Origin of the sequence: Lactobacillus sp. ESL0679 (assembly GCF_029433515.1) — a bacterium.
GTDB lineage: Bacteria > Bacillota > Bacilli > Lactobacillales > Lactobacillaceae > Lactobacillus.
On the sequence record NZ_JAQTIG010000013.1, the window covers coordinates 1 to 2,876 of the forward strand.

The following is a 2,876-nucleotide window of genomic DNA, read 5'->3' on the forward strand; positions in this document are numbered from 1 at the left end:
TCCTGATGATTCGCAGATTAAGTCAGGTCGTGATTAGATGTTAAACGGTGTAGACTTGGCAAGCCCCTATCAAACAGTTTACTAACTTTTACTTTTTAAATCTTATATGGATATGGATTGCAAAGCATAAACTATTTTAGAAAATTTTATTTTATGCAATATGTAAAGCTACTACTAGTATAGGCGTTTTATGTTGTTCTTTTATTTAAGAAATAGTAGAAACTTATTACTTTGAAGTATAAACTAGGACTTAATAAATATATTATTTGTTTTTTATGAGGTATAGAAATGAAAAAAAACAAAAAATTAATAGTAAATTTGGCAGCAGTTATTTTGGCAACAACCTCAGCAGGCTCAATTGTTACTACTAATCAAGCTCACGCAGCACAAACTACTGACCAAACTCAAGATACAACCGCAGCAGATGGAACATTAACGTTAAATCATAATACCCGTATTTATAACAAAAAAGGGCAAAAATTATATTCTTATCAAAGAACTAACGGTTTGCTTAAAAAGGGTGCAACAATTAGCTATGCTAAAAAAGCTAGTGCAATAGATGATCCAAGTACAGTTAGATATTCATTTCATGATGATGACTGGAATTGGTTCTATTTGCCATACAAGACAATTAAAGGACAAGAATATTATAGTATCGGTCACGGTGGCTATGTTAAAGCTATAAATGTTGATAAAATTAATGGCAATAACTTGTATACTAATCAGGTTACAGGAACAATTAAGGCCTTAAAATATTCTAGAAAACCTAACCAAGAAGTAATACTTGATAGTAATGGTAAGCAAACTAAAGATTATCTTAAGGTAGGCCAAAAAGTAACTTTAGATAGACAATCTAATTATCATGAGCTTAGCAATACTGATCCTGATAATAATGGTGGTAGTACTGTATTATACGGTATTAAAGGCCAAAATCAGTATTTATGGAGTACGGCTGTTAATATTAATAGCAGACAAACTTTACTTCCATATAGTAATTATATGCAAGTGTACATAACAAAGGATACTAATGTTTATACCAGCAATGGTGAGCAATATGTTCCAAAAACTAATTCAAATGAAATTATACTTGGTAATAAAAATAACTCAGTTAAAGTATCTAAAGAACCACAGATTTTGCTTAAGGGAACAATTGAGAGCGTAATTAAAAAGACTTACATTAAGTTTTCAAATGATAGTAAATCTGAATTATGTTATCAATTGCAATCTACTAATGATTCAGTGGATAAATACATTAAGGCTTCAGGTACCAAATATATATATGGTAAGCAATTACAATAATTAAAAAAATATCTACATATTACATAGCATTTATAACATTTGATAAATAATTTATATATTTTATTGTATTTCTAGTTTTTTATGATTTTTTAGTTGCATGATTCCCTTTTAGGTGATATATTAAATTCGATCTCGAGATTAAGCGATTACAAAAATATATTTAAGAAAGGAATTCACTTATGAATGAAAGAAAAACTGGAGAAATACTTTTAACAGAAACTAAAAATGCAACTGGTGGGTATAAATTAACTCCTTATTATCATAATGTTATTCAAAAAGGCGATGTAGCAAGTAGTTATATTTATGCTTTGCAAATGCATAGTAGTGAAAGTAAAACACTTGTAACACGCCGCTCGATTAGCTCCGGTAGTATTGGATTAAATCCTATGTTATTAATGACAGGCACAGCTGGTGGTCATACACAAACTTGGGAATATGCAGGTAATGGATACTGGTTTATTGGTACAAAACCTCAATCAGATGGATCTCATAATTGGGATATTCAAATTGCTCGTGTTAAATATCCTTCTAGTGGTACTAGACAGTATACTTCGAATACTCAATTGACTAGATTATCACATATTAATCGTGCTGGTTGGGATCATAATAATGATTACGATGGTGACTACTTACATAGAGTAGAAGCTGCTGTTTCTCCTAATTACGATGAATTACTTATTGCAAGTATTGATACTGACGGCAATGGATATTTTACACGTTATGATCTTAATATGATTAATAATGAGCTCGATAATAATCCGGGTGATGATGTTTCTCTTTGGAATTTATCAAGCATTGATTCCTTTAAGATTCCAAATTTGACAGATAGTTCAGTTATTGGTTCTATTCAAGGATATGACATTGATGAAAATAATAATATTATTATTTCTAGTGAATATTCAAAAGATTATAGTGGCACAGAACGGAAAATTTATATTATTCCATGGGGAGCAACTAGTAAGTCACAATGGACATATGTTGATTTATCTACAAATGGTCAAAATGCAAGTTATGCTCAAAACAATATTGATATTTCAGGTTATTATACAGAATTTGAAAGTGTTCAAGTCATTGGAATTAATGATGTATATTTAACGATTTCATATCATAATAGTACTTCAGGTACTACTGAATTTAGTAGAATAATTGAAGTAACTTGGAACTAATTAATTTTAGTAAATGAGCCAAAAAAGTCTCATGCAGCTTGTTTGCTGTATGAGGCTTTTTTTATAATACATAGCTAACCAATAGATGTTAGAGGAAGTGAGTATTATGGATAAAACCATTTTAATGCTGCTGACCTCTACCGCCTTTGGTGGACTTGTTTCGATGCTAATCAGTTTCTATCAATGGCGTGTAAAGTCAAAGCATGAATCTGATGAAGAAGAGCGTAAACGTCTCTATGATGATGTGAAGTATTATCATACTAAGTTTCGCGATGATGAAGATGAAATTGATCGTTTAAAAGAAGAAATTAGGAGATTAAAAGCAGAACAAACGGAAGCTGCTAAAAGAAAAGAGTGATTATAATGAATAACTTAACCGATATTTTACAATTGTTAAGTACCCTGTCTGTA

Annotated in this window: 3 protein-coding genes; all 3 read left to right on the forward strand. The window is 30.4% G+C overall.

What is annotated here, in order from left to right; genetic code table 11:
• Window positions 1-288 precede the first annotated feature (288 nt).
• The 3 genes from PT287_RS09975 (at window position 289) to PT287_RS09985 (ending at window position 2,823) form a co-directional block, all read left to right on the forward strand.
• Window positions 289-1,299: an SLAP domain-containing protein gene (locus tag PT287_RS09975; protein ID WP_277134661.1), complete on the forward strand. Its 1,011-nt coding sequence runs from the start codon at window positions 289-291 to the stop codon at window positions 1,297-1,299.
• 179 nt (window positions 1,300-1,478) lie between these two features.
• Window positions 1,479-2,465, forward strand: coding sequence for a helveticin J family class III bacteriocin (locus PT287_RS09980; protein ID WP_277134663.1), 987 nt, complete (start codon window positions 1,479-1,481; stop codon window positions 2,463-2,465).
• Window positions 2,466-2,571: 106 nt separating this feature from the next.
• Window positions 2,572-2,823, forward strand: a complete 252-nt coding sequence (locus PT287_RS09985) for a hypothetical protein (RefSeq protein ID WP_277134664.1) — start codon at window positions 2,572-2,574, stop codon at window positions 2,821-2,823.
• Window positions 2,824-2,876: the final 53 nt, after the last annotated feature.

Coding starts and splice junctions, on each gene's coding strand:
- PT287_RS09975 (WP_277134661.1), top strand. CDS start 289: ATGAAAAAAAACAAAAAATTAATAGTAAATTTGGCAGCAGTTATTTTG.
- PT287_RS09980 (WP_277134663.1), top strand. CDS start 1,479: ATGAATGAAAGAAAAACTGGAGAAATACTTTTAACAGAAACTAAAAAT.
- PT287_RS09985 (WP_277134664.1), top strand. CDS start 2,572: ATGGATAAAACCATTTTAATGCTGCTGACCTCTACCGCCTTTGGTGGA.